Annotated in this window: 28 protein-coding genes and 1 pseudogene; 27 read left to right on the top strand and 2 right to left on the bottom strand. The window is 46.9% G+C overall.

Features of this window, described 5'->3' with window-relative positions:
* The first annotated feature begins 7 nt into the window (after positions 1-7).
* The 11 genes and pseudogenes from GYMC10_RS22045 (at position 8) to GYMC10_RS22000 (ending at position 9,091) form a co-directional block, all read left to right on the top strand.
* Positions 8-1,690, top strand: coding sequence for an extracellular solute-binding protein (locus tag GYMC10_RS22045; RefSeq protein ID WP_015736573.1), 1,683 nt, complete (start codon positions 8-10; stop codon positions 1,688-1,690).
* Positions 1,691-1,803: 113 nt separating this feature from the next.
* On the top strand, positions 1,804-2,703 hold the full coding sequence (locus tag GYMC10_RS22040) for an ABC transporter permease (protein WP_009589934.1): 900 nt from the start codon (positions 1,804-1,806) through the stop codon (positions 2,701-2,703).
* A 17-nt stretch (positions 2,704-2,720) separates the two neighbouring features.
* Entirely contained in the window at positions 2,721-3,602 is an 882-nt protein-coding gene (locus tag GYMC10_RS22035; protein WP_009589917.1) for a carbohydrate ABC transporter permease, read from the top strand.
* A 146-nt stretch (positions 3,603-3,748) separates the two neighbouring features.
* Entirely contained in the window at positions 3,749-4,225 is a 477-nt protein-coding gene (locus GYMC10_RS22030) for a DinB family protein (RefSeq protein WP_015736572.1), read from the top strand.
* Positions 4,226-4,671: 446 nt separating this feature from the next.
* Entirely contained in the window at positions 4,672-5,436 is a 765-nt protein-coding gene (locus tag GYMC10_RS22025; protein ID WP_015736571.1) for a class I SAM-dependent methyltransferase, read from the top strand.
* 75 nt (positions 5,437-5,511) lie between these two features.
* Positions 5,512-5,907, top strand: coding sequence for a DUF6508 domain-containing protein (locus tag GYMC10_RS22020; RefSeq protein WP_015736570.1), 396 nt, complete (start codon positions 5,512-5,514; stop codon positions 5,905-5,907).
* A 92-nt stretch (positions 5,908-5,999) separates the two neighbouring features.
* Positions 6,000-6,671 carry an HAD family hydrolase gene (locus GYMC10_RS22015; RefSeq protein WP_015736569.1) on the top strand — a complete coding sequence of 224 codons (672 nt, stop codon included), beginning with the start codon at positions 6,000-6,002 and terminating at the stop codon, positions 6,669-6,671.
* A 44-nt stretch (positions 6,672-6,715) separates the two neighbouring features.
* Positions 6,716-7,204: a GNAT family N-acetyltransferase gene (locus GYMC10_RS22010; RefSeq protein ID WP_015736568.1), complete on the top strand. Its 489-nt coding sequence runs from the start codon at positions 6,716-6,718 to the stop codon at positions 7,202-7,204.
* Between the two features lie 130 nt (positions 7,205-7,334).
* Positions 7,335-7,427, top strand: a pseudogene (locus GYMC10_RS33230) (putative holin-like toxin); the annotation flags it as partial.
* A gap of 356 nt (positions 7,428-7,783) precedes the next feature.
* Positions 7,784-8,206, top strand: coding sequence for a VOC family protein (locus GYMC10_RS22005; protein WP_015736566.1), 423 nt, complete (start codon positions 7,784-7,786; stop codon positions 8,204-8,206).
* A gap of 48 nt (positions 8,207-8,254) precedes the next feature.
* The gene (locus tag GYMC10_RS22000; RefSeq protein WP_015736565.1) at positions 8,255-9,091 is read left to right on the top strand and encodes a PIG-L deacetylase family protein; all 837 of its coding nucleotides are present in this window, start codon (positions 8,255-8,257) and stop codon (positions 9,089-9,091) included.
* A gap of 80 nt (positions 9,092-9,171) precedes the next feature.
* Here the strand turns inward: GYMC10_RS22000 and GYMC10_RS21995 are convergent, their stop codons facing one another.
* Entirely contained in the window at positions 9,172-9,978 is an 807-nt protein-coding gene (locus GYMC10_RS21995; RefSeq protein WP_041622241.1) for a lipase family protein, read from the bottom strand.
* A 252-nt stretch (positions 9,979-10,230) separates the two neighbouring features.
* Here GYMC10_RS21995 and GYMC10_RS21990 point away from each other — a divergent pair, with 252 nt between their 5' ends.
* The 13 genes from GYMC10_RS21990 to GYMC10_RS21935 all read left to right on the top strand — a co-directional run bounded on the left by GYMC10_RS21990 (position 10,231) and on the right by GYMC10_RS21935 (position 18,917).
* Positions 10,231-11,781, top strand: a complete 1,551-nt coding sequence (locus GYMC10_RS21990; RefSeq protein WP_015736563.1) for a tetratricopeptide repeat protein — start codon at positions 10,231-10,233, stop codon at positions 11,779-11,781.
* A gap of 230 nt (positions 11,782-12,011) precedes the next feature.
* On the top strand, positions 12,012-12,788 hold the full coding sequence (murI, locus tag GYMC10_RS21985) for a glutamate racemase (protein ID WP_015736562.1): 777 nt from the start codon (positions 12,012-12,014) through the stop codon (positions 12,786-12,788).
* A 34-nt stretch (positions 12,789-12,822) separates the two neighbouring features.
* Positions 12,823-13,149: a YobA family protein gene (locus tag GYMC10_RS21980; protein ID WP_015736561.1), complete on the top strand. Its 327-nt coding sequence runs from the start codon at positions 12,823-12,825 to the stop codon at positions 13,147-13,149.
* A gap of 62 nt (positions 13,150-13,211) precedes the next feature.
* A complete protein-coding gene (locus GYMC10_RS21975; RefSeq protein ID WP_015736560.1) occupies positions 13,212-13,670 on the top strand; it encodes a DUF4830 domain-containing protein in 459 nt (152 codons plus the stop codon).
* Between the two features lie 192 nt (positions 13,671-13,862).
* Positions 13,863-14,018 carry a hypothetical protein gene (locus GYMC10_RS32620; RefSeq protein ID WP_015736559.1) on the top strand — a complete coding sequence of 52 codons (156 nt, stop codon included), beginning with the start codon at positions 13,863-13,865 and terminating at the stop codon, positions 14,016-14,018.
* A 24-nt stretch (positions 14,019-14,042) separates the two neighbouring features.
* Positions 14,043-14,615 carry a hypothetical protein gene (locus GYMC10_RS21970; protein ID WP_015736558.1) on the top strand — a complete coding sequence of 191 codons (573 nt, stop codon included), beginning with the start codon at positions 14,043-14,045 and terminating at the stop codon, positions 14,613-14,615.
* A gap of 75 nt (positions 14,616-14,690) precedes the next feature.
* The gene (locus GYMC10_RS21965) at positions 14,691-15,173 is read left to right on the top strand and encodes an 8-oxo-dGTP diphosphatase (protein ID WP_015736557.1); all 483 of its coding nucleotides are present in this window, start codon (positions 14,691-14,693) and stop codon (positions 15,171-15,173) included.
* Between the two features lie 42 nt (positions 15,174-15,215).
* Complete coding sequence (locus GYMC10_RS21960) at positions 15,216-15,767, top strand: NUDIX hydrolase (protein ID WP_015736556.1); 552 nt, start codon at positions 15,216-15,218, stop codon at positions 15,765-15,767.
* An 86-nt stretch (positions 15,768-15,853) separates the two neighbouring features.
* Complete coding sequence (locus tag GYMC10_RS21955) at positions 15,854-16,297, top strand: hypothetical protein (protein ID WP_015736555.1); 444 nt, start codon at positions 15,854-15,856, stop codon at positions 16,295-16,297.
* 24 nt (positions 16,298-16,321) lie between these two features.
* Entirely contained in the window at positions 16,322-16,867 is a 546-nt protein-coding gene (locus tag GYMC10_RS21950) for a hypothetical protein (protein ID WP_015736554.1), read from the top strand.
* Positions 16,868-16,898: 31 nt separating this feature from the next.
* Entirely contained in the window at positions 16,899-17,663 is a 765-nt protein-coding gene (locus GYMC10_RS21945) for a Nif3-like dinuclear metal center hexameric protein (RefSeq protein ID WP_015736553.1), read from the top strand.
* Positions 17,664-17,689: 26 nt separating this feature from the next.
* Positions 17,690-18,469 (top strand): class I SAM-dependent methyltransferase, encoded by a 780-nt coding sequence (locus GYMC10_RS21940; protein WP_015736552.1) that lies wholly within the window; start codon positions 17,690-17,692, stop codon positions 18,467-18,469.
* A gap of 49 nt (positions 18,470-18,518) precedes the next feature.
* On the top strand, positions 18,519-18,917 hold the full coding sequence (locus GYMC10_RS21935; protein WP_015736551.1) for a DUF1801 domain-containing protein: 399 nt from the start codon (positions 18,519-18,521) through the stop codon (positions 18,915-18,917).
* 150 nt (positions 18,918-19,067) lie between these two features.
* Here GYMC10_RS21935 and GYMC10_RS21930 read toward each other — a convergent pair whose 3' ends face one another.
* Positions 19,068-19,571: a VOC family protein gene (locus GYMC10_RS21930; protein WP_036664167.1), complete on the bottom strand. Its 504-nt coding sequence runs from the start codon at positions 19,569-19,571 to the stop codon at positions 19,068-19,070.
* A 303-nt stretch (positions 19,572-19,874) separates the two neighbouring features.
* Between GYMC10_RS21930 and GYMC10_RS21925 the strand changes: the two genes are divergently transcribed.
* The 3 genes from GYMC10_RS21925 (at position 19,875) to GYMC10_RS21915 (ending at position 21,978) form a co-directional block, all read left to right on the top strand.
* The gene (locus tag GYMC10_RS21925; protein ID WP_015736549.1) at positions 19,875-20,354 is read left to right on the top strand and encodes an NUDIX hydrolase; all 480 of its coding nucleotides are present in this window, start codon (positions 19,875-19,877) and stop codon (positions 20,352-20,354) included.
* A 194-nt stretch (positions 20,355-20,548) separates the two neighbouring features.
* Positions 20,549-21,064 (top strand): GrpB family protein, encoded by a 516-nt coding sequence (locus GYMC10_RS21920; RefSeq protein ID WP_015736548.1) that lies wholly within the window; start codon positions 20,549-20,551, stop codon positions 21,062-21,064.
* A gap of 29 nt (positions 21,065-21,093) precedes the next feature.
* Entirely contained in the window at positions 21,094-21,978 is an 885-nt protein-coding gene (locus GYMC10_RS21915; RefSeq protein ID WP_015736547.1) for a class I SAM-dependent methyltransferase, read from the top strand.
* The last annotated feature ends 38 nt before the right edge of the window (positions 21,979-22,016 follow it).

The following is a 22,016-nucleotide window of genomic DNA, read 5'->3' as shown; positions in this document are numbered from 1 at the left end:
CGCAAACATGAAGAGAAATAAGATCTTGTCCGTATTGTGGATCAGTATGCTGGCTTTCGTGTTTATTTTAAGCGCTTGCAGCAAAGGGGAAGGAGGCGGAGGCAGCGCGGCTGGTTCATCCACCGATAGCGAAGCCTCGGCCATGGAGCCGGGCGACCCGTTCGGCAAGTATGATCCCCCCATTCAGCTGGATGCCGTCCGGTTTGTGGGAGAAGAAGTGAAGTTCCCGTCCGGACAGGATATTAAAAACAACGTGTGGACCGACCTATATAACGAAATGGGCATCAACCTCAACTATAAATGGGTGGTAACGGGCCAGGAGCAGTATGAATCCAAAATGAATATCGCGATTGCTTCGAATGACCTCCCGGATATCATGCAGGTGACGCCGGAGCAGCTGCGCCAGCTTGCGGACGCCGGGCAATTGGCGGACTTGACGCCCGCTTTCGAGAATTACGCCAGCGATGACCTGAAGAAGGTCATGGAGATCGAGAAAAACGCGCTCCCTTCCGCGACGTTTGACGGCAAGCTGTTGGCGATCCCGTCCACCCAGCCAGTCATCGGCGGCTCGGCTCCGCTGCTGTGGGTCAGGGAGGATTGGATGGAGAAGCTGAATCTGCCTGAACCGAACACGATGGATGACCTTGTAGCCATTGCGGAGGCGTTTGCCAAGCAGGATCCGGACGGTAACGGCAAGGCGGATACCTACGGACTTGCGCTGACCAAGGATATCGGATTAAACAGCTCTTCGGTAGGTTTCTTTAACGGCTTCGGCGGTTTCCCGCAAATTTGGATCGAAGACGCAGAGGGGCAACTGCAGTTCGGCAGCATTCAGCCGGAGATGAAGGAAGCGCTGGCCAAGCTGCAGGACATGTTCAAGAACAAGCTGATCGACCCGGAGTTCGGCGTAAAGGATACCGTCAAGGTCTTTGAATCCGTGACCACCCACAAAATCGGCATGCTGATCGGACCAAGCTGGTATCCGGCATGGCCTTTCTGGGACATGGTGAAAGAAGATGAGTCGGTGAATTGGAAGTCCTACCCTATCCCGTCTTTGGAGGGCGGTCCGGCGACGGTGCAGATGCCTTTTGCCGTATCCCAATATTACGTGGTCAAAAAGGGGTACGAGCATCCCGAGGTCATCGTCAAGCTGGCTAATCAGTACTATGAGAAGCTGTACAGCGACAATGCGGAATTCGACAAGTACGGCCAAATCATCGAGGACGGCGTATCCATCGGAGTCAACAAATATTCGCTGGTCGAGGTCGTCAATCCGAACAAAGACCTGATCCGGCAGGAGGAGCTGGCCAAAGCGCTGGAATCCGAAAGCGACGCGGACATCACCAGCGCCGAAACGAAGATCATGTTCAAGGAATTTCAGGAGTATCTCGCAGGCAACAACCCGATGGGCTGGTCTGGCTATGCCGCCAACGGGCCGGAAGGCTCCATGAAACAGCTTCGCGATCTAAACGATGCAGGCAAAGTGATCTCGAACGGATATGTCGGCGCTCCGACCGAGACCATGGCCGACAAAAAAGCGACGCTCGACCGGCTGGAACAGGAAACGTTCATCAAAATCATTTTGGGCGAGGCGAGCATCGACGCCTTTGATGAGTTCGTAGCCAACTGGAAGAAGCTCGGCGGCGACAAGATTACGGAAGAAGTTAATGCATGGAAGGCCGCCAGATAAAGGAGTTCGGCTAACGGGAACAGGGGAGGGAGGTTTCTGACACCCGCCCCTGTTCCCATTTCACCACCTGCTGAAGGCGAATGGGATACACATTGACAGACAGGAGGATCGCCATGTTAAGCAAAAAATTTCGGCGGCAGTGGCCGCTTCATTTGATGATCTTGCCCGGCATCGTCATCGTACTGATCTACAGCTATTGGCCGATGATCGGCATTGCCATGGCCTTTCAGAAATTCGTTCCGTTCAAAGGCCTATTCGGCTCGGATTGGATCGGGCTGGACAATTTCCGCTATGTGTTCGATCTGCCGGAAACCGGCCAAATCATTTGGAATACGGTGTTTATTGCCTTCATGAAAATCATCGGGGGATTGGTCGTGCCGATCCTGGTTTCGCTGCTGCTGAATGAGCTGAGGAACGAGCTGATCAAACGGGGCGTGCAGACGCTCGTCTATTTGCCGCACTTTTTGTCGTGGGTCATCCTCGGCGGAATCTTTATCGACATTTTGTCGCCGACGAACGGGATCGCGAACCAAATATTGGGCTGGTTCGGCATCGAGCCGATTTTTTTCCTGGGCAGCAACCAATGGTTTCCTTATACCCTTGTCATAACGGACATCTGGAAGGAATTCGGCTTTAGCACCATCGTCTATTTGGCTGCATTAACCTCCATCAATCCTTCCCTGTATGAGGCGGCTACGGTGGATGGCGCAAACCGCTGGAAACAGACCTGGCACATCACGCTTCCCGGCATGATGCCGATCATCATTTTGCTGGCAACCCTCTCGCTCGGGAACGTGCTGAATGCCGGTTTTGACCAGGTGTTCAACTTGTACAGCCCGCAGGTGTATGAGAGCGGGGACATTCTGGATACGTTTATTTACCGGATCGGCATGCAGGGTGCCCAGTATGGGGTAGCCACGGCGATCGGCCTGTTCAAATCCTTGATCTCGTTCGTCTTTATCGTGACGTCCTACGCCCTGGCATCCAAGTTCGCCAATTACAGAATATTTTAGGAAAGAAGGTGTCCCGTATGCATAAACCGTCACTCAGCCGCAAATTTTTTCTTGGCTTCAACTACGCTTTTCTGATCGGTCTGGGGCTGCTCTGCTTTCTTCCCATCGTTCATATTCTGGCGGTTTCTCTCAGCTCCAAAGGCGCGGCGACGGCAGGGATCGTGAAGCTGTGGCCCGTCGATTTTACGCTCAGCTCCTATCAGTACGTATTGAACAAGCCGCAATTTATGGTAGCGATGTGGGTAACCGTGCAGCGCGTCGTTCTCGGGACCGGGATCAGCATGCTGCTGACCCTGCTCATCGCTTATCCCCTGTCGAAGGAACCGCGGGATTTTAAATTCCGCACGCAATATGCCTGGTTCTTCGTGTTCACGACCCTGTTCTCCGGAGGCCTTATTCCAAGGTATATGACGATAAGGGATACCGGACTGATCGATACGATTTGGGCATTGGTCATCCCGGGTGCGGTAGCAGTGTTCAACGTGATTTTGCTGCTCAATTTTTTTCGCGGCCTGCCCAAGGAGCTGGAGGAATCCTGCTTCATTGACGGCGGGAGCTACATCACCAGCCTGTGGAAAATATACGCGCCGCTATCGCTGCCGGCCATGGCTACCGTAACGCTGTTTACGATCGTCGGCCAATGGAACGAATGGTTTGACGGACTGTTGCTGATGAATTCTCCGGAAAAATACCCGTTGTCGAGTTATCTTCAGACCGTTATCGTACAGACCAACCTGACGTCGATCAATGCAGACGATGCCGCGGCCCTTTCCGAAGTATCCAATCGAACCTTTAAAGCTGCGCAAATATTCATTGGCTCGCTGCCGATTCTACTGCTGTATCCCTTCCTGCAGCGTTTTTTCGTCAAAGGCATCGTGCTTGGCAGCGTGAAAGAATAATCCCGAGTATGCTTTATATTTTGTTTGATCCCCGTGCCTGCTTTATCGTTAAATATGGTATAATTTTCTAGTCAGGTGGTATGTGTTAGGTGCTAGCATCGTAGACTAGACTTACCGATAAAGCGATCAAGAGAGGAGAGAGCAGAATGAACGAAGCGTATCTTCAATTGTACGATTATCACATTTGGGCGAACGAAAGAGTATGGAACCATTTGCAATCATTGCCGGAAGGCGTGTTTCTCCAGGAAGTGAATCTGGGCTTTAAATCCATCGCCGAAGTCTTTGGTCACCTTGCAGCTGCGGAGGAAGTTTGGTTTGCCCGGATCAAGGAGGAAAGTCCTCCGTCGCTTGCCGCGAGACCGTTCGCGAATTTGGAAGCAGCTCGTCAATATCTGAGCCAGCTCCAAACCAAGCACCAAGAATTTTTAGCGTCGGTTGGCGATATGGGGAAGGTTGTGACTTATCACAACACTGCGGGTGAGGCATTTCAGAATTCGATTTCGGAGATTCTCCAGCAGGTCGTAAATCATGGAACCTACCATAGAGGCAATATCACGACCATGCTTCGGCATTTGGGACACAAAGGAATCATAACGGATTATATTGCTTTTTTAAGAGTGTAGCTTAAACGAAACCACACATAGGGACTTCCTGCTGTCATGATCTCATGAGCACGGGAGTTCTTTTGCTATTTCTACCAAACGGAAATGAGGATGTAAAATAGAATAAGAATGCCAGGTTTACAAGAAGGATGATGGGGAGTCGTTTTTGGTAGAGAACGTTTATAAATATCGTTGGTATAGAGCTTCCTGCGGCTCTCTTATATGCTCAATGAAGCGTTGATTTATATCTAGAAAATCCAACCGGGTTTTACAGGGAATATTTAAGAGAGAAATATGAACGGGTGCCCGAGCATGAGCGGATATACTTAGGTGATATGGATTCTAAAGATTGGGACTACCAAAGAATCCTCTATCGGCCGGATGAGAAGCGGGAAGTGTAAGAGATATATCCTATTTGCTAGGTTGATGGGAAATAAAAATATTTTTGATAAAGTGAGGTCATTCCAATGTATAGTTCGTATGGCGCGCTGTGTACGGAAGTGTATGATCTGAGCAAACCGTTAGGTTTCTCGTTTGGCGACGTGGAATATTATACAGAGCGCCTAAAAGACGTTAAGGGCAAGGTGCTGGAAGTTGGATGCGGATCGGGCCGGGTATTAATCCCGTTGCTCCAAGCAGGCATCAACATCGAAGGCGTGGATAATTCGGCTGCGATGCTGGATTCCTGCAGAAGAAGATTAGCGGAATTGAGCCTTGAGGCGAAGCTGTTTGAAGACGAGATGCATAACTTTTCGTTGGCGGATGCCTATGACGCCATTATCATTCCAGCAGGATCTTTTCAGTTAGTAGAGGGACGTGAGCGGGCTGAATCGGCTCTGGAACACTATGCTTCCAATTTGACCCCTGGGGGCAGATTGATCGTGGATCTGTATATTCCTACGGATTTCGACGCGAATCACACCTCGACTAGAAGCTGGGAAACTTCCGATAACGAAGTCATCGTTTTGGAGGAAAGACGTACGGAATGCAATCTGCTTGACCAGCGCATCGTATCGATTCTGAAATATGAAAAATGGAAGGAAGGCCATCTGGTGCAGACCGAGCTGCAGCGGTTTCCTCTAAGCTGGTATGGGATGCATGAGTTTGAACTCATGTTAGAAAAGCAGGGATACGATGAGATTACGAAGTCAGCTGACTATCGCTGGATGAATCAACCAGTAAACGCGGGTCAGATGATTACATACGAGGCTAGGAAGGCTTCAGGGCGTTAACAGGCATCAGGGCGTTTATATGAGGTGCCATGGGTACCTTGAGCGATGACGAATCCAAATCAATGAGGTGATGGTATGCCGTATGACTTAGACTTAACTGCTTCGGATGTGGAGCGGTTGCTCCCATACCTCGAGTATTTCCAAAATCCCGGGTCCGTTTTTTACCATGACGTTAATGGATATCGATGTGAAAGCAAGGAAATCGGATGTTTTCGTAAAGCGTTGGATGATGCTGGCTTCCTCATGGTATTTAACTGGAGCGAATGGTTAGCGGAGAACGAGGTTTATCGAGATTTAGATAACCCTGTGGGGAGCAGCATTGGCAGCGCCGATCTGGTAACCCTTAGAAAATTGATGACCAGTTATGTTCGCGGTGACCGATTCAATGAAGGGTTATTCCTCAGCGTATGCATGAAAGGACATGTTGCTGAAATTTTATTGCGACTGAGAGAGTTAAAGAGCTCGCTTTGATGACGTATAGACATTGAAATTTCAATTCAAATGGTGAACGTAATCGCTCATAAACTTGTCATCTTTAGGCAAGTAGAGTTTGGGGGACGGCAATGACTACCAAAGCGATTTTTCTCGATTTTTATGGGACTGTAGTTCATGAAGATGATGAGATCATTCCGTTAATATGCCAGAAAATTAAAGAAAGTTCTTCTGAGAATTGTTCGATTCAGGAGATAGGACAATACTGGTGGGCATCATTTTCAAAGATGTTTCAAGAAAGTTATGGGGAAAACTTTGATACTCAAAGAAATCTGGGTAGGATGTCTTTGTGCAAGACGATAGAATTTTATCAATCGAACTGTACGGCAGACGAAATCATACTTGAGCAATTTGAACATTGGCAAAAGCCAGGAATTTACGAGGATTCCCTCTCATTTCTGAAGTCATGCGAATTGCCTGTATACATCATTTCCAATATCGATACATCAGATGTGATGGCAGCAATAAAGTTCCACGGTCTAAAGGTAAGTGGAGTGATTACCAGTGAAGACGTCAGATCCTATAAACCAAGATCGGAAATATTTGCAGAAGCATTAAGACGTTATGAGTTAAAGAATACGGACGTACTGCATGTTGGGGATTCATTAACAAGTGATGTTGTAGGAGCCCAAAACATGGGAATCCGAGCCGTTTGGATCAATCGGATGAACAAAATGAAGCCGGATCATATACAACCTAATTACATCATAAAGAAGCTAACGGAATTAGAAGGGATCATGTAGATATTTCAAAGGTGGAGAATGATTAATGCTATTGGGAGAACATTATGCATATAAACCTGGTACCCGTTGATCTAGGAAAAAAAGATATCCTGTTTAATTTGTATCAATTGTATTATTACGATTTTAGTGAGTATACGAATCAAGATCTAAATAAAGATGGAAAGTATGATTTGGATATTAATCTGTTTTGGGAGGGAGATCGAAGGTGGCATCCCTTTTTTATAGAAGCCTCGGGAATATTAGTTGGTTTTACAGTTATCCTACATGAAAATATGGATACTGACCCCAATCCGACACATGTTATTTATGATTTTATGATTATTAAGAAATTTAGAAGAAGAGGAATTGGGCATCAAGCAGCAATCAAAGCACTTAATATGTATAAAGCAAATTGGAAGATTGCCCAGATGCAAGTTAACAAGCCTGCAATATCGTTTTGGAGAAAGGTAGTAAAACAATATACAAAAGACAATTATACTGAAGTAGTAAGAGAAGATTCAAAGAAATATGTTCAAACATTCTGTACGAAATAATAACAAACTGTGGTGGTTTATTTAGAAATGTTAAAATAGGAACGCTTGTACGTAGATGTGATAAGAGGTAAAATATAACTACAATTGAATCTTGGGTGGGCATGGTTTCCCTTCGAAAGGAGGTGAAGCCGTGGAGGTAAAGGCTGCATTAACGATTATGTTTCTATTTGGATCGTTCATTCTTGCCCTTTTAACATACATTAACAATAACAACAAGAAAAAAATAAAAACCCACCCAAAGGTTACGCGCCGAAGGTGGGTTTTTCATTCCTAATGACTTAGAAGGGAATAGACCATCCAAGCCAATTGTACTGACCAAGTGTTGCTGCACTTGGTCTTAATTACATTTATAATACCATAAAATAAATTATGTATCAAAGCTCTAGAAAAATCTGATGAAACGTAGATAATGAGATGTATGCGTCACGGGAAAGTTCTCTCATCTCATATCCCAATTAAATCTTATCATACTTTTTTAGCGGAACCGTTGTTATTGTATAAGGATGTCGTTACAAGAGGATAAGTAGAAACAAAGATTGAAGACTAGCTGCATACTCAACCTAAAGGAGCTGGAAGGACATGATACAATCCATTGTTCATATCGCGTTAGTCGTGAAGGACTATGACGAGGCCATTGCATTTTATACCGAGAAGCTGAATTTTACTTTGATCGAAGATACATATCAGCCCGAACAAGACAAACGCTGGGTAGTTGTTGCTCCTCCCGGGTCGGTCGGCACGACGATATTGCTTGCCAAAGCATCCAAGCCGGTACAAGAGCCGTTTATAGGCAACCAGTCGGGCGGCCGAGTGTTTCTGTTCCTGAATACCGATGACTTCTGGAGAGATTATCGCGAAATGGTGTCGCGGGGAATCGAGTTTGTAAGAGAGCCGAAAGAGCAGGATTACGGCATGGTAGCGGTATTCAAGGATTTGTACGGGAACCTGTGGGATTTGCTGGAGCTGAAAGAAGATCATCCATTGATGAAACGTTTGAAATAATCGATACATCGATCGTTTATTTAAGAAACGATAAGGAGGAGGCAACAGATGTCCACTATTCTCAATGTGATTGTCATTGCAGCGCATCCGGATGAGCCCGAAATCTATGCAGGAGCGATCTCCGCAGCTTACGCAGAGATGGGCCATCGGGTGAAGTTCGTTACGTTAACCGATGGATGCTGCGGTCATCATGAAATGAGCGGGCAGGATCTGGTCGACCGTCGTATACGGGAAGCCCATGAGGCTGCCCGGCATCTTGGGGTTCTGGAATATGTCGTTCTGCCCATACCGGATGGCGAATTAATGCCGACACCGGACGTACGCAAGGAAGTGATCCGTCAAATCCGCGGCTGGGAGGCAGATATCGTTATCACGTTCCATCCGGACGGTCCCGGCCATGTGGATAACCGAAATGCCGGGAAGGTCGTGCGGGATGCCGCAGATTTTGTGGCGAATGTACCTAATGCCGTGCCCGAAGTACCGTCATTAAAAAAATCCCCGATCTATCTGCTGATGCCGGATTATGCGGCACGGGCGTCATATCAACCGGATATGGTCATCGATGCCGGAGGCGTCATTGAGAAGAAATTGCTGGCCTGCAATGCCCATGCTTCCCAGTTTTACGAGTTTGCCCCTTGGCAGGGCGGTTTCTTGCATGCCGTACCGGATACGTGGGAAGAGAAGCGGGATTTTATTCTGAAGTTTTGGAATCGGTTTCTGCGCGTGTCGGACGAAATGCTGCCTACGCTGACCAAGCTGTATGGTCAAGAGTATGCAGCCGGCGTACAATATGCCGAGCCTTTCGAAATTGCGGATTATGGCCGAAGACCGAATGACGCTGAAATGAAGGTATTGTTCCCGATGCTAACGGGTACTCGCGTGTAATCGATTCTCGGTTAAGCAATAAAAGAGCGGATTTCCTCTTCAGGGAAATCCGCTTTCTTTATATGACCCTCCAGATAAGCTTACACCTTCTCTATTGGTAATTCTGTGACGGGACAGAACCCGGGATTCGCCGAATTTAAAAGCTCGGCAAATGGCGGCTGGAGCTTGGCAAGCTCCGCATAATAACTGCTGATTACATGATTGCCGCTAACCGACCCATTCTGGAAGGTCAATGGCCAGTGAGTATGGACGTGACTGTAATAGTATTTCTTTTCCCGTTTCGGCAGTTTGTAGATACTAGGCGGTGCATGAGTGACGACATCGAACAGGTTGGCTATACGAAAGCTGCTTCGAACATATTTGGCAAAGGCCTTCGCAAAATCGGGATCGCCTACGCGCGGTGATCCGTAAGTGAATACATGGGGGGATTGGTGATCCGTGTTCGCGGCAACATCCACGGCGCACAAGGTGGCAAGTGCCCCTCCGAGACTGTGGCCTGTAATGAACAAGGTCTTATCGACAGGCAATCTTGCAAGCGCCGACATGATCTGCCCGCGGGCGGAAGCGTAGATGCTGGTGAAGCCGCGGTGCGTGAGCGCGGGATCTTTGATGTATTTGAAGTTCTTTTGGGAGGCTATGGCATCCGTGATCCAATCCGTGGAGGACATGGTACCCCGAAAGGCGATGATAATCTCCTCCGGCGATTCAAGGATAAACCCGAAGCGTTCCGATACGCGGATTAAGGAATTCGCTTCAATGGTGTCGAACAGCGAGAAGTTTAGCGGAAGGACAAATGAGCCGTCCGTGCTGGTGAATTGTGTATAGGTTTGTCCGCAGATCGCCGCCAGGAAAATGGCCCATTGTTCTTGCTCCGTGCTCGCACCCATGTACATCCCGCCCTTCTGTTCTCCTACACTATATTAGGGAGAGGAAGGAAAGGTGCCTATTGCCCGTTGGTTTGTCAAACGGTTATCAACCGAAGGGAGTCCGCGGGATTTCCTGACTTTGAGGGTTTGGGAAGAACCAAGTTATATGGTACCATTCTATAGACATGGATTGGTCTTTGGTCTAACCGTGTAAAGGCATTCGAGGTTTCAGATTGTACTTATACGATACATAGAGAGCAGGGTTAAATAGAAATGACGGATAATAATCAACAACGCTTCCGTTTCAGTGAAGCACCCATCTGGGAACTACAGCGGACATATTATGAAGAACTGGGGATGAAGGCGTGGAATAATGATCAGGTCCCGCAGTATATTACGAGCAACCCCATGATTGCTACGGCTTACGCCGAAATGGTATTCGGTTTCCTTCGAGATCGCGCGGGTCGGGGCGATATCATCGAACCCGTGACGATTCTGGAATTGGGCGCCGGAGCCGGACGCCTGGGTTACCATGTGCTGCACAAGCTGTGCGAGCTGAGAGATGATTCGGGGATAGCGCTGCCTCCTTTCCGCTATGTCATGACGGATTTGCCGATGAAAAATGTGACGGCATGGCAGCAGCATCCTGCCATGCAATCGTATATTGAGCAGGGACTGCTGGATTTCGGAAGGTTCGATGCCGTGCATGATACGGAATTGAACTTGGTCGTATCGAAGACCACGATTCGTCCCGGAGACTTGAAGCAGCCGCTGCTGATCGTCGCCAATTATTTTTTTGACGGCATTCCGCAAGAATTGATCTACGTCGGGGAAGGCAAGATTTATGAGAGCGATGTGGTCATCGAATTTCCGGAGCAGCACCATAAGCTCAAGCCCGCTGAGGCGCTGGAACGAATGAAGCTGGCCTACGAGCACCGCCGGGCACCAAGATACGAAGAAGAAACTTACCCTTATCGCGATGTGATTGCTCATTACCAGCAAGAGCTGGAGGATTCGCATATCCTGTTTCCGGAGGTGGGCTTAACCTGCTTGGAACGTCTGAATCGGTTATCCACGTCAGGTTTCATGCTCCTCACGGCGGATAAAGGAGATCATCGCATCGATAATTGGAAATTCGCCGAACCGCCGCAATTAATTTACCATGGCAGCTTTTCGCTAACGGCTAATTATCACGCGCTGCAGCATGTGTTCGAACAGCGAGGCGCACTGGCCATGTTCCCTACGCAGCATTATAAGAATATTAACGTCGGCTGCATTCTCATGCTGGAAGCACCGGCAAGTTATGCCAATACCCGGCTCGCTTACCGTCAATTCATCGAACGCTTCGGACCGGATGAATTCTTCAGTATGAAAGAATGGGTCGACCGGAATATTGAAAGCATGGGCTTGCAGCAAATTTTGTCCTTCTGGCGATTGGGCGGGTATGACGCCGAGTTCTTCATTCAGAGCGCGAAGCGCATCTCGAATCTGCTGCCGGAGGCCAATGACGAAGAAATGCTGGATATCCGTGCAGGCATCTTCAAGATGTGGTCATCGTATTATGTGATGGAACAGCGTTATGATCTGGCTCTGGACGCGGGACTGGTGCTGTTTGAGATGGATATGTACGAGGAGGCCAAGTTCTTCCTGAAGGAATCCGTGGACACGGATGAAGACGAGCCGGTGCCAACGGTATTATACTGTTTGGCGATCTGTTGTTACGAGCTTGGCCTGGACGAGGAGGCTCTGGAATATACGCGCGAGGCGCTCGTTCTGGAGCCCGATCATGAAGAGGCTTTGGCTTTGCTGAAATGCTTTGAGTAAATGGATTGCGTTTTTTTCATGATCATGAAGGAAGTTAATCATTCTTCCCTATGCAAAAGAACAACACATCAGACCCGGCCTCCCGAGATTCTTACTTGGCCGGGTCTATTTATTTTGAAACGCTTAATGCTCAGATGGCTCTGCGCGTTTCCGGGAAGTGGAGTATAATGTATAAGGACATCGATTGCAATGATACGGACAGACCAACATATAACGACAGGTGAAAAACAATGAGAATAGCTTTTTTTGATTCAGGTTTAGGCGGTTTAACCGTGTTAACGGCGGCTATGAAAAAGCTGCCCCATGAAGACTTTTTATTTTTGGCGGATACGCTCCATGTGCCATATGGCACCAAAGCTAAGGAAGACGTGAAAGCTTACATACATCAAGCGATGGAAACCATCATGCAGGAAGAGGTCAAAGCCATTGTCGTTGCGTGCAACACGGCTACAAGCATGGCAATCTCCGATTTAAGGAAGGCTTATCCGATCCCGGTTATCGGGATGGAGCCTGCCGTAAAACCGGCTGTTGAAATTAACCGCGCCAGCGGGAAGCGAATCCTGGTGCTTGCCACGCCGCTGACCCTAAAGGAGTCGAAGTATAAGGACCTGGTCCGGCGAGTCGATAGCATGCATATCGTGGATTCCCAGCCTTTACCGGAGCTGGTCGAGCACTGTGAGGCTTTGAATTTCGACCCCGAGATCATGAACGCATACTTCACGAAGAAGTTTGAAGCTTTTGATCTGAATGAGTATGGAACGATCGTTTTAGGCTGTACGCATTATCCTTTTTACAAAAGGATTTTGTCGGATCTGCTGCCGGATCATATCCGAATTATTGATGGCAGCGAAGGTACCGTGAACAGACTCATCCAAGTATTGAGCGACCAGGATCTGCTCAGCTCCAGCGGGAGTCAGGATGTTAAGCTGCTAAATTCAAGCCAATCCGCGGAGTATACTCAGAAGATGGAGAAAGCGCTCAGCATATACAGGGAGATTGAGGGATAGGAAAGCTGGAGCATCGCCAAAGGAGGATGGGATCATGAATCGCTATCTTTCCATTTTGATCATTATCTTTCTTTCCGTTGTAAGTACCGCTTGTGGCAATTCCTCGTCAGATTTGGTTCGGGGTGAAGGTTACATCTTAGAAAAAAATGATCATCAGCTCCTAGTGCTGGATCGAAAATTTGAAGGTGAAACCTGGGATGATATTTTCCTCGAATACGAGGGACCGGCGATCTGGATAACGACCAAAACTGCTTCGAAGTATGAACAAGGACAGAAAATACAATATTGGCTCAAGCCCGGGATAAACGATTCCTATCCTTCTCAGGCCAGTGCTCAGAAAATAAAAATCGTCGAGGAGTAACGATCCGCATTTCATCCTACAACGGTTAAGTTTGGATAAAAACACGGGAAAGGACCGGAAAATTGAAATTAAAGTTACTAATCATCTGTGTGTTAGTGATTCTGGTTGGTTGTAATCGACAAGACGATGAGATTATCACGGAAACGCCTAAAGAACAACATGTTAAATTCCTCGAGGATTACGGATGGAGCATTGACAGATTCGCATCCGAAACAAAGTATGCTCCTTCGACATTACCATCCTATCAAAAGCATGTGAAGGATATGAAAGATTTGGGGCATGTGGACTTAGCGTCATTTCTGGATAGAGAGGTTATAGAGACGGGCTATATTTTGCAAGAGAAAACAACGACGTATAATCAGATTGTAGGATATATACTGGAGTCAGATCATAAAATCATAGGTGGGTATCTAGTATTCAATCATGAACTTGAACAAAAGGACGGTACATTTACAATTGATCAAAGTGAGATGAATCCCATGCTTCATCGCAAGGATCTAGGAAGCAACATTCTGCCTTAATCGGGTCGGCCGACCGTTGATTATAATAAAAGATCACCAGCGGAGGTGAATTTAACCAGGAAGCATGAAGAGTCGGCTGATTGGCCGAAGACTTTGTTGTCAGCAGCTTCGAAGACTGGGTGAATACATCGATGTTACCCGATAACAGGGATTATTAGTTCAATCATAAAATAAGAAAGGATGACGCTATCCATGATCGGTTTCATTGTGATTATCTTGATTGTCGGCTTGGCCGGGATTATCAGCAATCAATATGCTGCCCTGAGAAGAATGGAGCGCATGCAGCGTTCTCTGGATGAGCTTAATATGAGAATACATGAAATGAAGAATGATGAATCCAAGCGATAACCTATCAATCGGCAGGTGTATGATATGAACCCTTACAATCAATCAAAAAAAGAAATCAGGACAACGTTTGAGATCGACTTGCTGCACTTTGCCCAAGCGAAAGAACCTACAAAGCCGCCTCGCCCCTGGACAGCTGAGGTCATCATTCCGGCTTCCGGATGCATCGCTTGCGGTTGGGATGCCGATGAGAATCTGGTTCTGATCAGCAGCTCCGGTTACAGTTTGACGCAGGCCATAACCGGAACCGTCATTCACAGAGACCGGGACTCCGACCTAACGGAAGACCATATGAGCGGAGACTACTTAAGTTTTCGCATTCCGCTCAGCGGACAGGACATTCCGATTTTTGGATTTGAGTCGGGGGATGGGATTCACGTGACAAACGATGGCTGGATGCTGGAAGTCATATACCCTTGGTGGCCAAGGGCTTCCGTTATATTGGACCAGGTGTTCGTCCCTAATTATGAGTATCTGAAGCAAGCCACGATGATTGATTTGAACCGGCTGGACGGAAAAATAAAATGTGGTTTTTCACCGTCGGGCAAACACTTCGTTATTTTGGGGTCTGGCGGTGCGCTTTTGTATTCTAGGGAGTAATCGAGATCCATCACCTGACGTTCTTGTATCCAATTTACATGTGAGGGACTGCTGTTCCGCTCAAGGAGAAATAAAATGACAAAGCCGCAAATAACCTATGGCATGTATACAATGTGTATGATTCGGAATGACGACAAGGTTTTGCTTATTAATCGTCCGGACCAGCTCGGTTTTCCCGGTTACCTTGGGCCTGGAGGAAAAGTGGAATTCCCGGAGAGCCTATCGGAAGGTGCAATTCGTGAGGTTTATGAAGAAACCGGGCTGATTGTCAAAAACCTGGAGTATAAAGGCATAGATGAGTATGTGGTTCCCCAGACGAATTATCGTTACATGGTATTTAACTATTTGACAGATTCTTACGAAGGTGAACTCTTAGCGAATCCGCCAGAAGGCGAGCTCGTTTGGGTACCGATTCAAGAGGCGATGGATTTACCTATGCAGCCCTGGTTCAAACGAAGGTTTCCCCTTTACTTTGAAGAGGGGACTTTTGAAATCTCCATTATCTGGGATGAAGATGGACAGAAGCCGATCGAAGAGAGAATCAGAAATTTACGATGATAAGATGGATTGCGGTGTAACCAGAATGGGAGAAAACAATCGATGCTGAAATACAATATTTGTTTCGTTCGGCGCGGTGATGAGATTTTATTATTGAACCGTGATAGAGCACCATGGATGGGTTGTTGGAATGGAGTGGGGGGCAAGCTTGAAAGCAACGAGACGCCCAGAGACTCCATGATACGTGAGCTGTATGAGGAGACGAATATTCGGGATAAGGATTGCCGATTAACCTTCAAAGGCCTCGTCACTTGGACATCGGAAGGCAGGAATCTGGGAGGAATGTACCTTTATCTTGCCGAAGTACCTGAGGACTACATTTATGAGACCCCAAAAAAGACGGACGAGGGCATTTTGGATTGGAAATCCACGCAATGGATTCTGACTGCAGGAAATGCCGGAATCGCAGCCAATATCCCTAAGTCGCTCGAGCTGATATTGAATGATCCGAATTGTTACGAACATCATTGTACGTATAAGGATGGTAAACTACTGCAGCACACATCGGTTGAGATAAGTACTATGGTTGAAACGAACGAGGAGATAAGAGCCGAATTATTTAAGAAATATCTAGAAGAACAGGTTAGGTATTAACCTGGCATAAAATCTATCACACCACATGACCCGACTCAGATTGGAATGATCTTAGGCGGGTTTTGTTGTTATATTCGGGAGGCATCATGCGAATTAAAAATATGTTTTTACTCGTTTTACTGCTTCTGGTTGCATGCTCTCCGGTCAAAGAATCCGTCTCGGCTAAAACTTCAACACCCACAAACGAACAAGCGGACGCTGTAGACCTTCAGGCTAAGATATTAAAAGTATCAACAGATTTGCCATATGATTCGAATTGGTGGGTTGTATCTAGGGATACCCATACGATGACCATCCATGTTGAGGCAGAACATATAGAGTCGGTTCTGTTCTGGGTAGCGCCTACGGGTACAGAAACTTGGATGGAAAGGGAGCTTATCGGTTATGACATTGACGGATCGGATGGGTGGTCGTTATCCTGGGAGTTTGGCAACCGGAAATTCCACGATCATATCGCTGTTCAAGCTTTAGGCATGGACGGCCGTACGCAGGCTAACGAGAGCATCAATGTACATACACTCGAAGAATGAAAAAATTTTAAGGTGCTGAATGATTTGAAAAAATTGATCGTTCCAACCATCATGGTTTTCTCGATTTTTTTGATTGTGTCTTATAAGTGGTATACACATCCCAGACAAATTGTTCAGAACATAGAAGCAGTAGAGTTTCATTTAGGAAAGAGCGCGGACCAGGCGATCATGCCGGTTCGTATCGAAATCGATGGTTATCTGACACGGTCCATCACTGGAGAGAAGCGTTTTGACGGCTCAATCCAATTATTTAGCGATGACAAACGACTTACAGACGAGAAAAGTTATACCCAAATCGTATTTAATCTAAGTGGGGGAGGAGTCCTGGTCTATGATGAAACAGCCAATGGAGTTCCTAAACTGAATTCATATGGATTGATTTTTATCGATAAGGATTTTAGCAGCGTAGCTATAGCCAAACATGTAACCGAGAATGGAGAAACAAATACAAAGTCGTGGGAGGCCACACGTGGGATGATGATTGCCGGACCGGCTAGCAGCAGAGAGGAGGGGCTGCGTGTATCCAATACTTTGATGGCTGACTTTTTAAAGGTGGTAACATTAGATTGAGGTTTACCAGGTGGAAGAGGGAGGAGTAAAGATGGATACGATACAATTCAAATCCTATATCCATGAGCTTTTCGGCTCGTTATTGAATGATTTTGAGGAAGACGACGAGTATGGCTACCATCTTTTTTCATCGAATCACTATCTACGGATAGGCTACGCTACTAATCTGACTCCGGAGGTTGTCCAACAAGCAGTTGTCGAAAAGGTCGATCTGATTATCACGCATCATGATGCATGGGGCTTCGTGTACGGGATGAAGGAGCGGTGTTTAGAGTTGCTGCAGGAGCATGACATCGCTCATTTCTATATCCATCTTCCCTTGGATTATGCCGAGTTCGGAACCTGCAATTCGTTGCTGCGTGAATTGGGGGCGGAACATATTGTCCAATCATCCCGGCATATGGATGGGAATAGCTCGATAGGTATCGGAGAACTGGAGTCTCCGGTCTCGATGGAAGAGCTTGTAGAAACCATGTCCTCCGCTTTGGGCGAACACGTGTTTTATCAGCAGAATAGCAATAAACCCGTTCAAAGGATCGGCATGATAACCGGAGCAGGTAACGGCACGAATCAGTTGAAAGAGGCCTTGGACCATGGCTGCGATGTTTACATTACCGGGGAAAAAACGCTCTATACGGTTCAATATGCCAGGTTCGTCGGATTGAATCTCATCGTGGGCAGTCATACGTTTACCGAAATTTTCGGCGTACGATCGCTCGCCCAGAAGCTGCAGGAGAGGTTTCCAGATGTGGAAGTTATCCAGTTGTACGAGGAGCATATGGAAGCAGTGAACTAAAAACACGTCATCGGAGGGGATAACGGTTGAAGGATTCCAGCTTCGATTTTTACGAAGAACTTGCGGATACGTATCATTTGATTTTTGAGGATTGGCATGAAGCGGTAAGATGGCAGGGTGATTTCTTTAATCGGTTTATTCGTTCGTTATATGACGAGAACCCTGAGGCTCGGTTCCATCTCCTGGACGCATCATGCGGAATAGGGACGCAGGCTTTGGGATTGGCACGGCATGATTTTGTCGTAACGGCTACGGATTTGAGTCCCAAGTCGGTGGAGCGGGCCAAAAAGGAAGCCGAGAAGCTGGGGATTCCCATTGATTTTGGGATCGCCGATTTTCGGTCTCTAGAGCAAGATATTGCTGGGCAATTCGATGTCGTATTGTCTGCCGACAATGCGATCCCTCATTTATTGTCAGATGGTGAGCTTAGACAGGCATGCCGCAACCTGTATGCCAAGCTTCGTAACGAGGGTCTGCTTGTCGTGTCCATTCGGGACTATGACGCTATTATTCAGAACCGCCAGCGTGCAACGGTTCCACGAATCATGGATGAAGGGAAACGTATGGTTTTTCAAGTTTGGGACTGGGCGGAAGGTGGATATCACTATGTGACGAACCAATTTATTATGCAAGAAATCGATGGGGCATGGCATACCCAAGTCAACAGCACATCCTATAGAGCATTAATGCGATCAGAATTAAGCAGTTTGCTGGCGGAAGCGGGACTCATCGATATCCAGTGGCACATGCCTTCAGATTCGGGCTTTTATCAGCCGATCGTTACAGCAAGGAAGCCAGAAGCATAGACCAGTAAGATAGGATGAGTTTACCAGTATAAAAAAGGAGGGGTTATGGATGGCACAATTACGGGGTCAAGAACAAGTCGAGGAGTATCTTCATCAACTTGAGCATCCCTTGAAAAAAGTAATCGAGGAGGTCCGAAGCTTCATCCTCAGTGTTGATGATCGAATCACGGAGCATATCAAATGGAATGCTCCCAGCTTTTGCGTTCAGGGTGAAGACCGGATCACTTTGAATTTGCAGGGGAAGGGTTTCATTCGGTTGATTTTTCATTGTGGAGCCAAGGTAAAGGATCATGATATAAGGGGAACTCTGACAGAGGATACAGCGGGGTTATTGGAATGGGCGTCGCAGGATCGGGCTATCGTGAAAATCGTTGATACAGACGATTTGGAGCAAAAGAAGGAACAGTTAAAAGCCGTTATTGCTAGATGGATTGAAGTGACGAGTTGATGACTAGTAGAGTGTCGACTAGGTTTTCGGGAAATTGCCGACGGTGAATTGGTCACGCATGAACTTGTGCTATGATGTAATCATGGTTGCCCCGTCTCAAATGGATAGAACATTCAAGCATAAAAAAGGCTGCCATGAAGGCAGCCTTCCCTATCCCTCATAGGCTTGCTGTAGCGTTTGCATATCGATTTTTGATTTCGTCTGGAGTAAGGCCTTCATCACGCGTTCCGATTTAGCCGGATCGGGATCGGTTATCATTTCGTTTAAGTTAGCCGGAACGATCTGCCACGATACGCCGAACTTGTCCTTCAGCCAACCGCATACTTGCGCTTTTTCGTCACCGCCTTCGGCCAGCTTCTCCCAATAGTAGTCAATTTCTACTTGCGAATCGCAATGCACAATAAACGAAATAGCTTCGTTGAATTTGAAATGCGGACCGCCGTTGAGCGCAACAAAATGTTGTCCCTCTAATTGAAATTCCACCGTCATTATAGCTCCTTCGGCGAATGGCGAGTGATCGTTGCGTTCTGCGCCGTATCGCGTAAATCGTTCGATCCCCGAGTTTTTGAAAATCGAAACGTAATGCTGCGCTGCCTCCTCGGCTTGGTGATCAAACCACAAGTTTGGGGATATCTTCTGGACTCTATTCTTCATCATCCCAACTCCTTCGTCACAGATAATAGAATGTAATGTCATTGTATCAAATCACTCGGATCATGATTTCTTACCGATTGCGATCTATTCCTGCCGATCATGAATTTCGGATAACAACGGGCCGATTCGCGTTCAGGGGAAAATAGGCCTTTTCCATTTGGAGGAAGATAAAGGTGAATCTCATGCCTGTGGTGAAGAAGTAGAAGAATATATTTATGAAGCGATCTTTCTAGGATACGCTAACGAATTCTAACGGGACTTGTCATAGTTTGTGGTATATCTTATCTATCGGAGGCTGTTGTCATGATGATGCCAACGCATATTGTTGCCGTAGGCGGCGTGGTTGAGAATGAACATGGAGAAATTCTATTGGTGAAGGATCGTAACGGATGGGTGTTTCCGGGAGGACAGGTGGAGGCCGGAGAGAATCTCATGGATGCGCTGATTAGGGAGATCAAAGAAGAGAGCGGGATCGAGACCATTATATCTCATCTGATCGGTGTCTATTCCAATACATCAACCTATCCGGGACACAGCGGAGTTGCTGTGGTTCCAACGAAAGTGATGATGGATTTTGTGTGTAAGCCTACAGGCGGCGAGCTGAGGACTTCGGAAGAAACGACGGACTGTCGTTGGATCCATAAGGATGAAGTGCTTCAATACATTACGGCCCCGGCCATTCGTACGCGTTTCCAGTCTTATTTGGATTTTAACCGAGCCCTCGTCTATATGGAATATATCACGAAACCGGAGTTTGAAATTAAGCTGAGACGGAATATATAGGCATTCGAGCTGGGCCATTGGGAGTAGAGCTCAATCCATATACGGGAGGCCGCCTCTTTTCTGATGCCTCTAAAAGAACGAATTCAAGCTTCATCGGCGAATTTTTCCATGATTTGGATAGGAATGCCAGAACAGAGGAATGGGCTGTATTAAAATAGGCAGGTTTGATATCTGCTATCGAAAGGAAACGACCCATGGAAGAAGTGATTGTCACACCATACAACCCCGACTGGAAAGATGAGTACAACCGGGAAAAAGCGAAAATTGAGTCGGCACTGAAAGGCCTCGACGTTCACATGGAACATATCGGGAGCACGTCCGTTTCGGGTTTAGGCTCCAAACCGACCATCGATATGATGGCTGGCGTTCTTAGTATAGAGGAAGTCGATGAGTATTATATTGAGAATCTGGCTGGGATCGGCTACGAATATGTTGTTAAACCGGAGTTTCCGGAGCGGCTGTTCTTTAGAAGAGGGCAATGGCGGGCAGGAACGCATCATCTGCATATTTACAAATACCAGGGCCAACAGTGGATTGACCAGATTTTATTTAGAGAGTATTTAAAGAAACATCCGGAAATAAAGGATCGATATTATGCTTTGAAAAAAACACTCGAAAATCAATATAAACACGACCGCGTAGCCTATACGAACGGCAAGGCTGATTTCATTCGTGAAGTGATCCGTAAGGCAAGGCTGGAACAGAGTTAGAATCCTGATGCAGAGAGGACGTAAAGAGGATGTCCGAATATTACTGGGATTCCAAAATCGAATACCTGAGGAATACCAGATGGTTATATTACAATGACGACTACTTGGAGTTTTTGGTTAAGAACGTCTGGAAAATGAATACGCCCGTTAACATGGTGGACTACGGTTGTGGTTATGGTTATCTAGGATTAAAGCTTCTCCCGCTTTTACCCGATGGATCAACCTACACAGGTATAGACAAAGGTGAAGATTTGATCAAGGAAGCAAGGGGAATCTTTGACAAGCTGCCATATTCCGTTGAATTGTTTCAAGGGGATATCGAAGAAATCCAGGTGCATCGGCAGTACGACATTGCGCTCTGTCACGCGTTTCTATTACATATGAAGAATCCCCGAGATATCCTTCAAAAAATGATCGACAGTGTGCGGAACGGCGGCCGGGTCATTTGTTTTGAGCCCCATTGGATCGCCAATGCGGCGAATTTTGGCTTCGATGATGGAATGTTGCATTCCGAAGTGGTCCGTCTAGGCGTATTACAGAAGCTGTATGAGGTGGACGCCAGCCGCAGCGGCAAAGACGGGAACATCGGCATGAAGCTCCCTATTCTTCTAAGTCAGCTGGGGTTACGGAATGTTGAGTGTCGAGTAAGCGATAAAGTGAATTTTTTGGATCGGCATATGGATGCAACAGAGAAGGATCGACTTTTTCAGTCCTTGAAGGAAGAAGGCATTGGGCAGGAACTGGAGGATCCGGTTAAGGTAGTGGAGCAGATGGTACAGAGAGGTTTATCAGTAGAGGAAGCACAAGCCCAATATGCCGCTGAACTCAAGCTGTTCCAGAAGTTTGATAGCGATTCGTGGTTGACTTACGCGCCGAATATGAAGATTTCTTTTGGCACGGTTAGCCGAGAATAAACGTACGTAAGGAGCCCTATGAAAAGGGGATGGATAAG

Origin of the sequence: Paenibacillus sp. Y412MC10 (assembly GCF_000024685.1) — a bacterium.
Taxonomy (GTDB): Bacteria; Bacillota; Bacilli; order Paenibacillales; family Paenibacillaceae; genus Paenibacillus_AQ; species Paenibacillus_AQ lautus_A.
Note: the sequence above shows the minus strand (reverse complement) of the source record. Positions and strands in the feature narration are given on the sequence as shown.

Bases quoted from the DNA above. Each gene is read 5' to 3' on its own strand.
- GYMC10_RS22045 (WP_015736573.1), top strand. From the start codon at position 8: ATGAAGAGAAATAAGATCTTGTCCGTATTGTGGATCAGTATGCTGGCT.
- GYMC10_RS22040 (WP_009589934.1), top strand. From the start codon at position 1,804: ATGTTAAGCAAAAAATTTCGGCGGCAGTGGCCGCTTCATTTGATGATC.
- GYMC10_RS22035 (WP_009589917.1), top strand. From the start codon at position 2,721: ATGCATAAACCGTCACTCAGCCGCAAATTTTTTCTTGGCTTCAACTAC.
- GYMC10_RS22030 (WP_015736572.1), top strand. From the start codon at position 3,749: ATGAACGAAGCGTATCTTCAATTGTACGATTATCACATTTGGGCGAAC.
- GYMC10_RS22025 (WP_015736571.1), top strand. From the start codon at position 4,672: ATGTATAGTTCGTATGGCGCGCTGTGTACGGAAGTGTATGATCTGAGC.
- GYMC10_RS22020 (WP_015736570.1), top strand. From the start codon at position 5,512: ATGCCGTATGACTTAGACTTAACTGCTTCGGATGTGGAGCGGTTGCTC.
- GYMC10_RS22015 (WP_015736569.1), top strand. From the start codon at position 6,000: ATGACTACCAAAGCGATTTTTCTCGATTTTTATGGGACTGTAGTTCAT.
- GYMC10_RS22010 (WP_015736568.1), top strand. From the start codon at position 6,716: ATGCATATAAACCTGGTACCCGTTGATCTAGGAAAAAAAGATATCCTG.
- GYMC10_RS22005 (WP_015736566.1), top strand. From the start codon at position 7,784: ATGATACAATCCATTGTTCATATCGCGTTAGTCGTGAAGGACTATGAC.
- GYMC10_RS22000 (WP_015736565.1), top strand. From the start codon at position 8,255: ATGTCCACTATTCTCAATGTGATTGTCATTGCAGCGCATCCGGATGAG.
- GYMC10_RS21995 (WP_041622241.1), bottom strand. From the start codon at position 9,978: ATGGGTGCGAGCACGGAGCAAGAACAATGGGCCATTTTCCTGGCGGCG.
- GYMC10_RS21990 (WP_015736563.1), top strand. From the start codon at position 10,231: ATGACGGATAATAATCAACAACGCTTCCGTTTCAGTGAAGCACCCATC.
- murI (WP_015736562.1), top strand. From the start codon at position 12,012: ATGAGAATAGCTTTTTTTGATTCAGGTTTAGGCGGTTTAACCGTGTTA.
- GYMC10_RS21980 (WP_015736561.1), top strand. From the start codon at position 12,823: ATGAATCGCTATCTTTCCATTTTGATCATTATCTTTCTTTCCGTTGTA.
- GYMC10_RS32620 (WP_015736559.1), top strand. From the start codon at position 13,863: ATGATCGGTTTCATTGTGATTATCTTGATTGTCGGCTTGGCCGGGATT.
- GYMC10_RS21970 (WP_015736558.1), top strand. From the start codon at position 14,043: ATGAACCCTTACAATCAATCAAAAAAAGAAATCAGGACAACGTTTGAG.
- GYMC10_RS21965 (WP_015736557.1), top strand. From the start codon at position 14,691: ATGACAAAGCCGCAAATAACCTATGGCATGTATACAATGTGTATGATT.
- GYMC10_RS21960 (WP_015736556.1), top strand. From the start codon at position 15,216: ATGCTGAAATACAATATTTGTTTCGTTCGGCGCGGTGATGAGATTTTA.
- GYMC10_RS21955 (WP_015736555.1), top strand. From the start codon at position 15,854: ATGCGAATTAAAAATATGTTTTTACTCGTTTTACTGCTTCTGGTTGCA.
- GYMC10_RS21945 (WP_015736553.1), top strand. From the start codon at position 16,899: ATGGATACGATACAATTCAAATCCTATATCCATGAGCTTTTCGGCTCG.
- GYMC10_RS21935 (WP_015736551.1), top strand. From the start codon at position 18,519: ATGGCACAATTACGGGGTCAAGAACAAGTCGAGGAGTATCTTCATCAA.
- GYMC10_RS21930 (WP_036664167.1), bottom strand. From the start codon at position 19,571: ATGAAGAATAGAGTCCAGAAGATATCCCCAAACTTGTGGTTTGATCAC.
- GYMC10_RS21925 (WP_015736549.1), top strand. From the start codon at position 19,875: ATGATGATGCCAACGCATATTGTTGCCGTAGGCGGCGTGGTTGAGAAT.
- GYMC10_RS21920 (WP_015736548.1), top strand. From the start codon at position 20,549: ATGGAAGAAGTGATTGTCACACCATACAACCCCGACTGGAAAGATGAG.
- GYMC10_RS21915 (WP_015736547.1), top strand. From the start codon at position 21,094: ATGTCCGAATATTACTGGGATTCCAAAATCGAATACCTGAGGAATACC.